Here is a 12935-nt window from a genome sequence, read left to right on the forward strand (position 1 = left end):
CCAATCATCGGGGGGCTGTCGTGCATGCCGGTTCTTTCGCGGTCGGCGAGGTGTCGAGTCCATGGCCCATCACATTGTTGAGCTGATTGCGCAATACGGCTTGCTGCTGGTCTTCGCCAATGTGTTGGTGGAGCAGGCCGGTGTGCCGGTGCCGGCGGTGCCGACGATGATCGTGGCTGGCGCACTGGCGGCGGCCGACCGGCTTCCGTTGGCGGGGGTACTGACGGTGGCCCTGCTGGCCTGTCTGCTGGCCGATTTCGCCTGGTACGCCGCCGGGCGCTATTTCGGTGGCGGCGTCATGCGCACCTTGTGCCGCATCTCGCTGTCGCCCGATTCCTGCGTGAAACAATCGGAACTGCGCTTCCAGCGTTGGCGCGGAAGCGTGCTTCTGCTCGCCAAGTTCGTGCCCGGCCTGTCCACCGTGGCGCCGCCGCTGGTGGGGGCGATGGGTCTGCAGCCCGCTGCCTTTGTGTTGTTCGACGGTCTCGGTTCGCTGCTGTGGGTAGGCGTGGCGGTAAGCCTGGGCTATGTCTTCGCCAGCCAGATCGATTACGTGCTGGATACGCTGGCCAATGCCGGCAGCATGGCGCTGCTCCTGCTCGGTTGCCTGCTGGCGCTCTACATCATTGCCAAGTGGTGGCAGCGCCACCGGTTGCTGCGCGCGCTGCGCATGGCGCGCATCTCGGTGGAGGAGCTAAATGAGGCCATGGGCGCGGGCCAGCTGCCGGTGATTGTGGATGTGCGTTCGGACGCGGCCCGCCTGATGGATAGCCGGATCATCCCGGGCGCGCTGCTGGCGGATGTAAAAAGCGTCGATCGCATCGTCGGTCTGGTGCCGGTGGATGCGGAACTGGTGGTGTATTGCTCCTGCCCCAACGAGGCATCGGCCGCCCTGGTAGCCAAGGCGCTGATGGCGCACGGGTATAAGCGAGTCCGCCCGTTGCTGGGCGGCCTGGATGCCTGGGATGCGGCGGGCTTCCCGGTGGAGCGAGCGACCGTTGCGGTCGCTGACACCATCTCCCACGCGGCCTGAGTGTCCCTGCAACTTCCGTGTGTCATCCCCGCGAAAGCGGGGGCAGTGGCTTGGTGACATACCGACGGCGACGGCAGGGCGGCTCCGCCCTGGTGGGGATGACGGCCGGAGTCCACGCCGACTCCTGAGGAGCTGACCCCGGCGCCAAGCCGCTCTCACACCCCCGCGAGAGCAAAAATTTACGCGTTCTATACGCGGCCCTGGGGATTCGCTACCCCTTTCTTATGCGCCGATTCCGACAATTTGCGCCGTTACAGAACACGGTGAGTCGGTATCCATGGACGTTGTCTATCTCTTGTTTTCGTTGGTGCTGTTTGCGGCATCGATCGGCTTTCTGCTGATCTGCGACCGCCTGGGCCGACGCCCCTGATTGTCCGCCGCCGCCCCGCGCGGCGGCCTCTTCTTGCTCGCGCCCTATCTGCGGGAGAACACCCATGAACGTCATTTATTTTGTGGCTGCCGTTATCGCGGTGGCCTTGACGGGCTACCTGTGCGTGGCCCTGCTTAAGCCGGAGTGGTTCGAATGACCACCAACGATTTCCTGCAGATCGGGTTGTACCTGGTCGTGTTGCTCGCCCTGGTAAAACCGGTGGGCAGCTATATGGCGCTGGTCTTTGCGGACACGCCCAATCGCGTGCTTCGCGCCGGTGGTGGTGTGGAGAAGCTGCTCTATCGACTCAGCGGCGTGCGCACCGACGAGCAGATGGGCTGGCGTCGCTATGCCATCGCCATGCTGCTGTTCAACATGGCCGGCTTGTTCGCGGTGTATCTGCTGCAACGTGTGCAGCAGTGGTTGCCGCTGAACCCGCAGCACTTCGGTGCGGTGTCGCCGGACTCGGCCATGAACACTGCCATCAGCTTCATTTCCAACACCAACTGGCAGGGCTACACCGGCGAAAGCACGATGAGCTACCTGACCCAGATGCTGGGCCTGGCCGTGCAGAACTTCCTTTCGGCGGCGACCGGTATTGCGGTGCTGGTGGCGGTGGTGCGCGGCTTTACCCGTCGCAGCGCGGACAGTATTGGCAACTTCTGGGTCGACATGACCCGCAGCACCCTCTACATCCTGCTGCCGTTCTCCTTGGTGATCGCGCTGCTGTTGTCTTCCCAGGGCGTGGTGCAGAACTTCAAGTCTTACGTGGAAGTGCCGCTGGTGCAGAACACCGTGGCGGTGGAAACGGTGAAGGATGCCGCCGGCAATACCGTCAAGGATGCCGCGGGCAAAGACGTCACCAAGGAAACGCCGGTGAGCACGCAGACGCTGCCCATGGGGCCGGCCGCTTCGCAGATCGCGATCAAGCAGCTCGGCACCAATGGTGGTGGCTTCTTCAACGCCAACTCCGCGCATCCGTACGAGAACCCCACGCCGTTCAGCAACTTCATCGAGATGCTGGCGATCTTCCTGATCCCGGGCGCGCTCTGCTACACGTTTGGCTGCATGGTCGGTGACCGTCGCCAGGGCTGGGCCATTCTGGCTACCATGCTGTTGATCTTCGTGCCGCTGGCCATCGGTGCCGTGGCGGCCGAGCAGGCCGGTAATCCCGCGCTGCACGGCCTGGCGGTGGATCAGCAGGCCAGCACGCTGCAGGCGGGCGGCAACATGGAAGGCAAGGAAACGCGCTTCGGTATCGCCGCCAGTGGCCTGTTCACGGCTATCACCACGGCCGCTTCCTGCGGTGCGGTGAACAACATGCACGACTCGCTCACCCCCCTGGGTGGCCTGGTGCCGATGTGGCTGATGCAGTTGGGCGAAGTGATCTTCGGCGGCGTGGGCTCGGGCCTCTACGGCATGCTCGCCTTCGCGGTGGTGGCGGTGTTCATCGCCGGCCTCATGGTGGGCCGTACGCCGGAATACCTCGGCAAGAAGATCGAAGCGCACGAAATGAAGATGGCCAGCCTGGCCGTGCTGGTGCCGTGCGCGCTGGTGGTGATCTGCACCGCCATCGCGGTGATGAGCCCGGCAGGCGTGGCCGGTGTGGCCAACCCGGGGGCGCACGGCTTCAGCGAAGTGTTGTACGCGGTGTCGTCGGCCTCCAATAACAACGGCAGTGCGTTCGCCGGCTTGTCCGCCAACACGCCGTTCTGGAATGTGCTGCTGGGCGTGTGCATGTACTTCTCGCGCTTCCTGCTGGCGATCGCCATGCTCGCCATGGCCGGCTCGCTCGCTGCCAAGCGCCATGTGCCGCCGTCCGCCGGTACCTTGCCCACCCATACGCCGCTGTTCGTCACGCTGCTGGCCTGCGTGGTGATCGTGGTCGGCGCACTCACTTTCCTGCCGGCCCTTGCGCTGGGACCGATCGCCGAATTCCTGATGTCGGCCCACTGATGCCTACGGAACATCGATCCATGACAACGACTCATACTCATGTGCACAACGTGCGCAGCTTCGATCGCGACCTGATACTCAAGGCCGTGGCCGATTCGTTCCGCAAGCTGTCGCCCCGCCTGCAATTTCGCAACCCGGTGATGTTCGTGGTGTTCGTGTGCAGCGTGCTCACCACCCTGTTGTGGGTGCAGGCGCTGACCGGCCACGGCGAAGCGCCGACCGGCTTCATTTTCTGGGTGACGATCTGGCTGTGGTTCACCCTGTTGTTCGCCAACTTCGCCGAAGCGCTGGCCGAAGGCCGCGGCAAGGCACAAGCCGCCGCGTTGCGTGGTTCGCGCCGCGACGTGATCGCCAAGAAGCTCGCCAGCCCGCAGCGCGATGCGGCCATTACCTTCGTGCCTTCGCCCGAACTGCGCATGGGCCATCACGTGCTGGTGGAAGCAGGCGAAGTGATGCCGGGCGACGGCGAGGTGGTGGTGGGTGCCGCCAGCGTGGACGAAAGCGCCATCACCGGCGAATCCGCGCCGGTTATCCGTGAATCGGGTGGCGACCGCAGCGCGGTCACGGGCGGCACGCGCGTGCTGTCCGATTGGCTGGTGGTGCGCATTACCAGCAACCCGGGCGAGAGCTTCCTGGACCGCATGATCGCGATGGTCGAGGGCGCCTCGCGCCGCAAGACGCCCAACGAGATTGCGCTGACCATCCTGTTGGCCAAGTTCACCCTGATCTTCCTGCTGGCTTGCGCCACGCTCCTGCCGTACTCGATCTACAGCGTGCAGGCCGCCGGTAGCGGCAACCCCATCACCATTACCGTGCTGGTGGCGCTGCTGGTCTGCCTGATTCCCACCACCATCGGTGCGTTACTTTCGGCCATCGGCATTGCCGGCATGGATCGCATGATCCGCGCCAACGTGATCGCCACCTCCGGCCGTGCCGTGGAAGCGGCCGGCGACGTGGACGTGCTGCTGCTCGACAAGACCGGCACCATCACCCTCGGCAATCGCCAGGCGGTGGCTTTCCTGCCCGCACCGGGCGTGGAAGAGACCGTGCTCGCCGATGCCGCGCAGCTTGCCTCGCTGGCCGACGAAACGCCGGAAGGCCGTAGCGTGGTGGTGTTGGCCAAGGAGCGCTTCGGTATTCGCGAGCGCCATCTGGAAGAGGGGCACGCCGAATTCGTGCCGTTCACCGCGCAGACCCGCATGAGCGGCGTGAACCTGGGCGATCGCCAGATCCGCAAGGGTGCGCTGGATGCCGTGGAACGCTATCTGGACGCCGCGGGCAGCCACCTGCCGCCCCTGGTCAAGCACATGGCCGAGGACATCGCCCGTCGTGGTGCCACCCCGCTGATCGTTACCGAAGGCTCCACCGCGCTCGGCGTGATCGAACTGAAGGACATCGTGAAGGGCGGTATCCGCGAGCGCTTCGCCGAAATGCGCCGCATGGGCATCAAGACCATCATGATCACCGGCGACAACCCGCTCACCGCCGCCGCCATCGCGGCCGAGGCGGGCGTGGACGACTTCCTCGCCGAAGCCACGCCGGAGGCCAAGCTCAAGCTCATCCGCAAGATCCAGGCCGAAAACCGTCTGGTCGCGATGTGCGGCGACGGTACCAACGACGCCCCTGCGCTGGCCCAGGCCGACGTGGCGGTGGCGATGAATACCGGTACGCAGGCCGCCAAGGAAGCGGGCAACATGGTCGATCTGGATTCCAATCCGACCAAGCTGATCGAGGTGGTGGAGATCGGCAAGCAGATGCTGATCACCCGCGGCGCGCTTACCACGTTCTCCATCGCCAACGACGTGGCCAAGTACTTCGCCATTATCCCGGCGGCGTTCGCCACCACCTATCCCGCGCTCAACACGCTGAACGTGATGAAGCTGGCCACCCCGCAGAGCGCCATCCTGTCGGCGGTGATCTTCAACGCGCTCATCATCATCTTCCTGATTCCATTGGCGCTGAAGGGTGTGAAGTACCGCGCCCTGGGGGCCGGCGCGCTGCTGCGTCGCAACCTGTTGGTCTACGGATTGGGCGGCATTGCCGTGCCGTTCGTCGGTATCAAGCTGATCGACATGTTGCTCGTGCTGTTCGGTCTGGCGTGACGCGGCCCAGCGCCGCTCACCCAGCCCGTCCTTGAATTCAACCAGGCGCCATTCCTCCTCAGGAGTTAAGCCATGCAGACCCTCAAGCTCTCCGTTTCGCTACCCGACGACACCCATCCGGATCTGGAACTTCGCCTCTCGGCGAACGACACCGACTGCGATGTGGTGATCGCGCTACCCGTCAACGGCAGGGCGCGCGTGCAGCCTCAGACCACCGAGGCGCCGCGCAACGAGCAAGACGACTACGTGCTCGGCGGATACGCCGGCATCTGAGCATGAGGCCGCATCGCCTCGCCAACGACCCTATTCAAAACAGAGGACGGCTCTCCCCGGGGCCGGTTTTTAGGAACACACATGAACTCCAAGAAAGTGCTTTCGCTCGCTTTGTTGATCGCCCTGGCTCCGGCGGGTGAGGCGCTGGCATCGCCGAGCGTCAACGCGATCACCACCGAGGTGACCGCCGCCGCCGATCTGGGCCAGGCCGCGCCCAGCGCGCCTGTGGCAGCGAGCGCCGATTGCTCACAGGGCTTCTTCTCGCGATTGGCTGCGGCCTACCGCGAAGATGCGCAGCCTGCCGACCCCAATGCTCCCGCGCCTGCGCGTCGTGGCATGGATTCGCCGTTCTCCTCGCCGCCGTTTCCGTCGGCGGAGTGGCAGCTCGGTGGCGTGGACTATCCGATTGGCGTGCCCAACGAGAACTCGCAGTACCCGCTGGAGAAAGCGCTGGCATGTACCAAGCTCGGCCACTGGATGCAGGACAACCGCATCGAGACGTATGGCTGGATCAACCCGTCGCTCAACATCAGTTCGTCCAATCACACCAACTATCCGCTCTCGTACGCCACGCGCCCCAACCGCGTGGAGTTCGATCAGTTCCTGTTCCGTATCGAGCGGCTGCCGGATACCGTGCAGACCGATCACGTCGACTGGGGTTTCCACTTCGATGATCTGTACGGCTACGACTATCACTACACCACCATGAAGGGTGTCACGAGCGATCAGCTCCTGAACAACCCCAAATCGAACAGCGCGCTCAACGGCAAGCTGTATGGCAACGACCCGATGATCGCCTATGTGGACCTGTACGTGCCGTGGGTGGCGCAGGGCATGGTGATTACGGCCGGTCGCTATCTGTCGCTGCCCGATATCGAAGCGCAGTTCTCACCCAACAATTACCTGCTGACCCACTCCATTCTCTACACGGTGGATGCGTACACCAACATGGGCGTGATCACCACGACCAAGCTCAATGACCAGTGGACGGTGCAGGTGGGCGTGCATGGTGGCGACGACTCCGCGCCGTGGGACAGCACCAGTCGGCTGACCTTCCAGGGCTGCGTACGCTGGGTGTCCAAATCCAACAACGACATGCTGTATCCCTGCGTGGAGTCGTACAACCACTCCAACCAGACCTACAACAACCTGCAGGAATTCGTGTTGACCTGGGGCCATCGTTTCTCGCCCAACGTGCACATGCTCACCGAGGCGTACCGCATTTACGTGCGCAACCAGTCACTGGCTACCGACCCCTCGCAGTCGCACGCACCCACCGGCGTACCTGGCTATCCGTTGGGTGAGGCACCGAATTTCCCGCTGGGCCACAATCCGGCGTTCGGCATCGTCAACTATTTCAACATCGAGCTCGACCCGAGCAACATGATGTCGATCCGCAACGAGTTCTATAACGACGAGCAGGGTCAGCGCACCGGTTTCGCCACGCGCTACTCCAGCCACACGGTAGGCATGACCCACTGGGTCTCGCAGGATCTGGAGATCCGTCCGGAGCTGCGCTACGAGCATGCCTACGATTTCCCGGCTTACGACGGCGGCCGCAAGAACCATCAGACCACCGCGCTGGTCGATGCGATCCTCCACTACTGAGGTAATGAACATGGGCAGGTTGATTCGCAGCGCTTTGATGATGCTGCTACTGATGACGGTGATCACCGGCGTGGCATACCCGCTGGTGACTACCGGTCTGGCCCAGGTGCTGTTCCCCTCGCAGGCGAACGGCAGTCTGATCCAGAAGGATGGCAAGCCGATCGGCTCCACGCTGATCGGCCAAGCCTTCGTCGATCCCAAGTATTTCTGGGGTCGTCCTTCCGCCACGGCGCCGCAGCCGAACAACGGCGAAAGCTCGGGCGGTTCCAACCAAGGGCCGACCAACCCGGCGCTCACCGATGCGGTGAAGCAGCGTATCGATGCCCTGCGGGCGGCCGACCCGGGTAACACCGCGCCGGTGCCGGTAGATCTGGTCACGGCGTCGGGCAGCGGTCTGGACCCGGAGATCTCGCCTGCCGCCGCGGCCTACCAGGTGCCGCGCGTAGCGCGGGCACGCGGACTGAGCGAATCGCAGGTACAGGCCATGGTGGCCATGGCCACCCAGGGCCGCCAGTTCGGCATGTTGGGTGAGCCGCGGGTCAATGTGCTTAAACTCAACCTGGCGCTGGATGGCCATTGAGGCCTGAGGATGCTCTGCTTTTACCCGTCATTCCCGCCTTGGCGTAGATGACGGCGATTATTCGGGGCATCCCTGAGGGTGCGCTGGTCAACGGATCAGCGCACCCTTAACGTAGTCACGGTTCACCCCAACCAAGGGAATGCATGTCCGAGCTCTCTCGTGAAGCGCGCGCCGATGCCTTGCTCGATTCGGTGCAGGAAGAGCGCAGCCGGCGCCTGAAGATTTTTCTGGGCGCCGCCCCTGGGGTAGGCAAGACCTACGCCATGCTCTCGGCCGCGCGCGAGTTAAAGCGGCAGGGCGTGGATGTGGTGGTGGGGTTGGTGGAAACCCACGGTCGCGCGGAAACGCAGGCACTGCTTGAAGGGCTTGAGCAGTTGCCGCGGCGATCGGTGACCTACCGTGGCCGCGACTTCACCGAGTTCGATCTGGACGCCGCCCTGCAGCGCCGTCCGGACGTGATCCTGGTCGACGAACTGGCACACCGCAATTTACCCGGCGGCCGGCACGAGCGCCGCTGGCAGGACATCGCCGAACTGCTCGACGCCGGTGTCGAGGTGTACACCGCACTCAATGTGCAGCACCTGGAGAGCCTCAACGACCAGGTAAGGCGTATCACCAATGTCACCGTGCGCGAAACCGTACCCGACGCCTTCCTGGATCGGGCGCGCGACATCGTACTGGTGGATCTTCCGCCGCGCGAGCTGATCCAGCGCCTCAAGCAAGGCAAGGTCTACGTACCAGAAACGGCCGCCGCCGCGCTGGATGCCTTCTTCTCGCCGACCAACCTCGTCGCCTTGCGCGAGCTGGCGGTGGAAACCGTAGCCGGCCACGTGGACAGCGACCTGCGCGAGCACATGTTGGCGCGCGGCGGAGCCATGCCGGTGCGTCGCCGCGTGCTCGCCGCTATCGACGGGCATTCACAGAGCGAATACCTCGTGCGCGTGGCGCGCCGTATCGCTGAGCGGCGCGGCGCGCCGTGGAGCGTGGCCTTCGTGGATACCGGCGCTACGTTGGACAAGGCGCGTCGCGAGCGCATCGAAACCGCCATGCGGCTGGCCCGTCGTCTCGGTGGCGATACCGTGGTGCTGCGCGGCCATGCCATCGCCGACGAGCTGATCGCGCATGCCGACCGCGAAGGCATCGGCCAGATCATCCTGGGCCGCACGCGCGAACGTCCACTGGCCCGCATGCTCGGCCGCTCACTCACCCAGTTGCTGCTGCGTCGCGGCGCACACCTGGAACTCACCATCATCGCCACGCCGGCGGAGCGGGCCAAGTCGCGGCTGCGCCTGCGCATGCCCGGCGGGCGAGGGCGGCGCGACGAATACATCTACGCCACGCTCGCCATGCTGGTGGGCTTTGCACTCGCTTTCATTGCCGATAGATACCTGTCGGTCGCCAACCTCTCGCTGATCTTCCTCACGGTGGTGCTGGTGGTGGCGGTACGCACGCGCATGGCGGTGGCGGTGTACACGGCCACCTTGTGTTTTCTCGGCGACAACTTCTTCTTTGCGCCGCCGCGCTACACGCTGACCATCGCCAGCTTCGACGACGTGCTCGCCGTATGCCTGTTCTTCGTGGCGGCCCTGGTATGCAGCCGACTGGCCACGCGGCTGGCCAGTCAGGTGGAATCCATGCGTGCGGCGCATGCGCAGGCACGCGCCCTGTTGGCGCTGGGGCAGCGCCTGTCCACCAGTACCGATGCCGATGGCATCCGCAAGGTGGGCGCCAACGCGCTCGCGCATGGGCTGCGTTGCGACGTGGCCATTCTCGCGCGCGATGCCAGCCAGGTGCTGCACGCCGTGGCCTCCTCGCCGCGCGACTTTCCACTGGCCGCGCAGGATCTGGCCGCGGCGGCGTGGTGTGAGCAGCACGCCGAACAAGCCGGCCGCTACACCGACACCCTCAACGCGGCACCATGCTGGGTGCTGCCGCTCGGCAGCGAAGACAACAAATTGGGCGCAGCCGCCCTGCGCTTTGTGCCGGAACGGGGCGAGCTGCTACCCGACGAGCGCAGCCTGGCCTTGACCATGGTGCAAGACATTGGCCAGGCCCTGGAACGCGCACGCCTCACCGACGAGCTGGAAGGCGCGCGTGTGCAGGGCGAAACCGAGCGCCTGCGCAACGCGCTGCTGTCGTCCGTATCGCACGACTTGCGCTCACCGCTGGCCTCCATGATCGGCTCCGCCGGCACGCTAGCCAGCTACGGCGACCAATTGCCGCCCGACGAGCGGCGCGAATTGCTGGAAGCCATCCTCGGCGAAGGCCAGCGCCTGGATCGCTACATCCAGAACCTGCTCGACATGACGCGCCTGGGTCATGGCACGCTCAAGCTCAATCGCGACTGGACCGATGCCGCCGAAATCGTCGCCGCATCCACCACGCGCCTGCGCAAACTGTTTCCCGACCTCAAGCTGGATATCGCGCTACCGCCGAGCACGATCCTCCTGTACGTGCATCCCGCACTGATCGAACAGGCGCTGTTCAATATCCTGGAGAACGCCGCCCGCTTCTCGCCACCGGGCGAGGCCGTGCGCGTGGTGGTGCGCTCCAAGGGCGAGCAGATGCAGATCGACGTGATCGATCGTGGCCCAGGCATCCCCGAGGACGAGCGGGCACGCATCTTCGACATGTTCTATTCGGTGGCGCGTGGCGACCGGGCTCCGCAGGGTACCGGCCTGGGCCTGGCGATCTGTCGCGGCATGATCGGTGCGCACGGCGGCAGCGTCGAAGCCTTGCCGGGCGACGGCATTGGCACCACCATTCGCATCACCCTGCCGTTGCCGGCGCCGCCTGACAATCCCACATGAGCGCTGCTACGCCCTGCGTGCTGGTTATCGACGACGAGGCGCAGATCCGGAAATTCCTCGACATCGGCCTGCGCGCCGAGGGCTACGAGGTATTGCTCGCGGCCGACGGCGCCCAGGGCCTGGCCCTGGCTGCCACGCGCTCGCCCGATCTGGTCATCCTCGATATAGGCCTGCCGGACCGCGAAGGCCACGACGTACTGTCCGAACTGCGCCAATGGAGCCACGTGCCGGTGGTGATGCTGTCGGTGCGCGATGCCGAAAGCGAAAAGGTGAAGGCATTGGATGCCGGCGCCAATGACTACGTGACCAAGCCCTTTGGCATTCAGGAGTTGATGGCCCGCCTGCGCGCCCTGCTGCGTAGCCGCCCCGGCGAACCGGATGCACCCCAGCGTTACGACGACGGCCACCTGATGATCGACCTGGCCAGGCGCGAGGTCGCCTTGGATGGCACATCGCTGGCCCTCACCCGCAAGGAATACGCCGTTATCGCCATGCTGCTGCGCCACGCCGGCCGCGTGGTGACCCAACAGCAGTTGCTGCGTGACATCTGGGGCGCCACCCATACCCAGGACAGCCACTACCTGCGCATCGTCATTGGCAAGTTGCGCCAGAAGCTGGGCGACGACCCCGCCACCCCGCGCTGGCTCAAAACGGAGCCCGGCGTGGGCTACCGCTTCCTCACCGACCACTGAGACGCTCCCGGGCGTCGCAGCCCCTGAGAACGCCAAGTGCTCTGATTAGCGAAGCTTTTCTGCCCGCCCAGGCGCGATGGGGCGGGTCGGGCCACATCCGTTCACGGGCCAGGGGCGCAGGTCAATCCTGTTTTCGACCCATGGCCCACGGGTATGATGGCCTCCGGTTCCACCATTCCGGTGCTGACTGCCCAAGAACGCAGCACCGGCTCACAAAAGGACATCCATCCATGGCACGCGGTATCAATAAAGTCATCATCGTCGGCAACCTCGGCGCGGACCCCGAAACCCGCTACACCGGCAACGGCACGGCCATCACCAGCCTGCGCATTGCCACCTCCGAGAACTGGACCGACAAGCAGAGCGGCGAAAAGCAGGAACGCACCGAGTGGCACCGCGTAAAGCTGTTCGGCCGCCTTGCTGAAATTGCAGGCGAGTACCTCAAGAAGGGCCGCCAGGTGTACATCGAAGGCTCGCTGCGCACCGACAAGTACACCGACAAAGACGGTGTGGAGCGCTTCAGCACCGATATCATCGCCAACGAAATGCAGATGCTCGGCGGCGGCTCCGAAGGCGGCATGGGCGGTGGTGGTGGCGGCGGCGGTGGCTTCCAGCGCGCACAGGGCGGTGGCGGCGGTCAGCAGCGCCAGAGTGGCGGCGGTGGTGGCGGTAGCTACAGCGGCGGTCAGTCGCGCGGCGGCGACAACTACGGCAACCAGCAGCGCCAGTCGGCCCCGGCGCCGGTGCAGAACAACAGCTTCGACGACGACGATATTCCGTTCTAGGACATACCTTAGACCGTCTTTGTACGGCCTTGGCTCATAAACCCCCGATTTGTCGGGGGTTTTTATTTTTTAAGACTGGACGATTTCGTGCCGCGCGCCGTTCTGAGGTCGTTCCGATTTTCGGACACGTTGAAACTAGAAACGGGGTGCCTCTGAAGGACAACCCGGGCCACGGTTTTGGCCTGCTTTTCGATCAAGCCCTTCGGCCCGAGGGATTCGGTAAGACCCGTAGTTGGCGGGTCTACGTGGCCCTGAAGCTATACCCGCCGCGTCATACCGAGATCCGAAAGAGGCTCATATGCCTTCAATCATGTCGCTGCAGCGAACTCGCAAGTGATCGCACAGTAGCTGGACTGCTGGTGTCACTAGAGATCGGTGAGCGCAGACCAAGTTCAACGGAACGGACTCACCATAGGCGGCGGGAAATAGCTCCAGCAGGCGCCCCGCCTTTATGTCCGGTAGGAGATCGATGCGCGATTTGTACACAATGCCGCGCCCGGTCACGGCCCAGCGGCGTACCACGTCCGCATCGTCACTGACCAGATCGCCAGTCACCGCCACCGTCCTCACGCCGTTGGGCAAATTGAAACGCCATCGATTGGTACGCCCCCGCTTTCGTAGACGGTTAGCTGCCGGATTTTGAGTTGGCCGCCTCGAACATCATTGGCGCAAGGCCGCCAAGATGTCCATGTCGGCGTTGCCGGTTGTAGAAAACCTCGATGTAAT

General features: G+C 64.4%; 10 protein-coding genes. All 10 read left to right on the top strand.

All coding sequences use genetic code 11. The annotated features are described in order from the left end of the window. The first annotated feature begins 61 nt into the window (after positions 1-61). The 10 genes from JHD67_RS08570 (at position 62) to ssb (ending at position 12209) form a co-directional block, all read left to right on the top strand. Positions 62-1033 carry a DedA family protein/thiosulfate sulfurtransferase GlpE gene (locus JHD67_RS08570; protein WP_199098755.1) on the top strand — a complete coding sequence of 324 codons (972 nt, stop codon included), beginning with the start codon at positions 62-64 and terminating at the stop codon, positions 1031-1033. Between the two features lie 434 nt (positions 1034-1467). After that, a complete protein-coding gene (kdpF, locus tag JHD67_RS08575; protein ID WP_199098756.1) occupies positions 1468-1560 on the top strand; it encodes a K(+)-transporting ATPase subunit F in 93 nt (30 codons plus the stop codon). Next, positions 1557-3359, top strand: a complete 1803-nt coding sequence (kdpA, locus tag JHD67_RS08580; RefSeq protein WP_199098757.1) for a potassium-transporting ATPase subunit KdpA — start codon at positions 1557-1559, stop codon at positions 3357-3359. The genes kdpF and kdpA overlap by 4 nt, the downstream gene beginning before the upstream one ends. A 20-nt stretch (positions 3360-3379) precedes the next feature. Beyond that, positions 3380-5461: a potassium-transporting ATPase subunit KdpB gene (gene kdpB / locus JHD67_RS08585; protein WP_233171739.1), complete on the top strand. Its 2082-nt coding sequence runs from the start codon at positions 3380-3382 to the stop codon at positions 5459-5461. Positions 5462-5533: 72 nt separating this feature from the next. Further along, on the top strand, positions 5534-5734 hold the full coding sequence (locus JHD67_RS08590) for a hypothetical protein (RefSeq protein WP_199098758.1): 201 nt from the start codon (positions 5534-5536) through the stop codon (positions 5732-5734). 81 nt (positions 5735-5815) lie between these two features. Further along, the gene (locus tag JHD67_RS08595; protein WP_199098759.1) at positions 5816-7342 is read left to right on the top strand and encodes an outer membrane beta-barrel protein; all 1527 of its coding nucleotides are present in this window, start codon (positions 5816-5818) and stop codon (positions 7340-7342) included. A 10-nt stretch (positions 7343-7352) separates the two neighbouring features. Further along, the gene (kdpC, locus tag JHD67_RS08600) at positions 7353-7922 is read left to right on the top strand and encodes a potassium-transporting ATPase subunit KdpC (protein ID WP_199098760.1); all 570 of its coding nucleotides are present in this window, start codon (positions 7353-7355) and stop codon (positions 7920-7922) included. Between the two features lie 143 nt (positions 7923-8065). Continuing rightward, positions 8066-10732 carry a sensor histidine kinase KdpD gene (locus tag JHD67_RS08605; RefSeq protein WP_199098761.1) on the top strand — a complete coding sequence of 889 codons (2667 nt, stop codon included), beginning with the start codon at positions 8066-8068 and terminating at the stop codon, positions 10730-10732. After that, positions 10729-11424: a response regulator transcription factor gene (locus JHD67_RS08610; RefSeq protein WP_199098762.1), complete on the top strand. Its 696-nt coding sequence runs from the start codon at positions 10729-10731 to the stop codon at positions 11422-11424. Before JHD67_RS08605 ends, JHD67_RS08610 begins: the two co-directional genes overlap by 4 nt. A 230-nt stretch (positions 11425-11654) precedes the next feature. Beyond that, positions 11655-12209, top strand: coding sequence for a single-stranded DNA-binding protein (gene ssb / locus JHD67_RS08615; protein WP_199098763.1), 555 nt, complete (start codon positions 11655-11657; stop codon positions 12207-12209). The last annotated feature ends 726 nt before the right edge of the window (positions 12210-12935 follow it).

The sequence above is a fragment of the Dyella sp. ASV21 genome, from assembly GCF_016428975.1.
In the GTDB taxonomy this organism is placed as follows: domain Bacteria; phylum Pseudomonadota; class Gammaproteobacteria; order Xanthomonadales; family Rhodanobacteraceae; genus Dyella.

Coding starts and splice junctions, on each gene's coding strand:
- JHD67_RS08570 (WP_199098755.1), top strand. CDS start 62: ATGGCCCATCACATTGTTGAGCTGATTGCGCAATACGGCTTGCTGCTG.
- kdpF (WP_199098756.1), top strand. CDS start 1,468: ATGAACGTCATTTATTTTGTGGCTGCCGTTATCGCGGTGGCCTTGACG.
- kdpA (WP_199098757.1), top strand. CDS start 1,557: ATGACCACCAACGATTTCCTGCAGATCGGGTTGTACCTGGTCGTGTTG.
- kdpB (WP_233171739.1), top strand. CDS start 3,380: ATGACAACGACTCATACTCATGTGCACAACGTGCGCAGCTTCGATCGC.
- JHD67_RS08590 (WP_199098758.1), top strand. CDS start 5,534: ATGCAGACCCTCAAGCTCTCCGTTTCGCTACCCGACGACACCCATCCG.
- JHD67_RS08595 (WP_199098759.1), top strand. CDS start 5,816: ATGAACTCCAAGAAAGTGCTTTCGCTCGCTTTGTTGATCGCCCTGGCT.
- kdpC (WP_199098760.1), top strand. CDS start 7,353: ATGGGCAGGTTGATTCGCAGCGCTTTGATGATGCTGCTACTGATGACG.
- JHD67_RS08605 (WP_199098761.1), top strand. CDS start 8,066: ATGTCCGAGCTCTCTCGTGAAGCGCGCGCCGATGCCTTGCTCGATTCG.
- JHD67_RS08610 (WP_199098762.1), top strand. CDS start 10,729: ATGAGCGCTGCTACGCCCTGCGTGCTGGTTATCGACGACGAGGCGCAG.
- ssb (WP_199098763.1), top strand. CDS start 11,655: ATGGCACGCGGTATCAATAAAGTCATCATCGTCGGCAACCTCGGCGCG.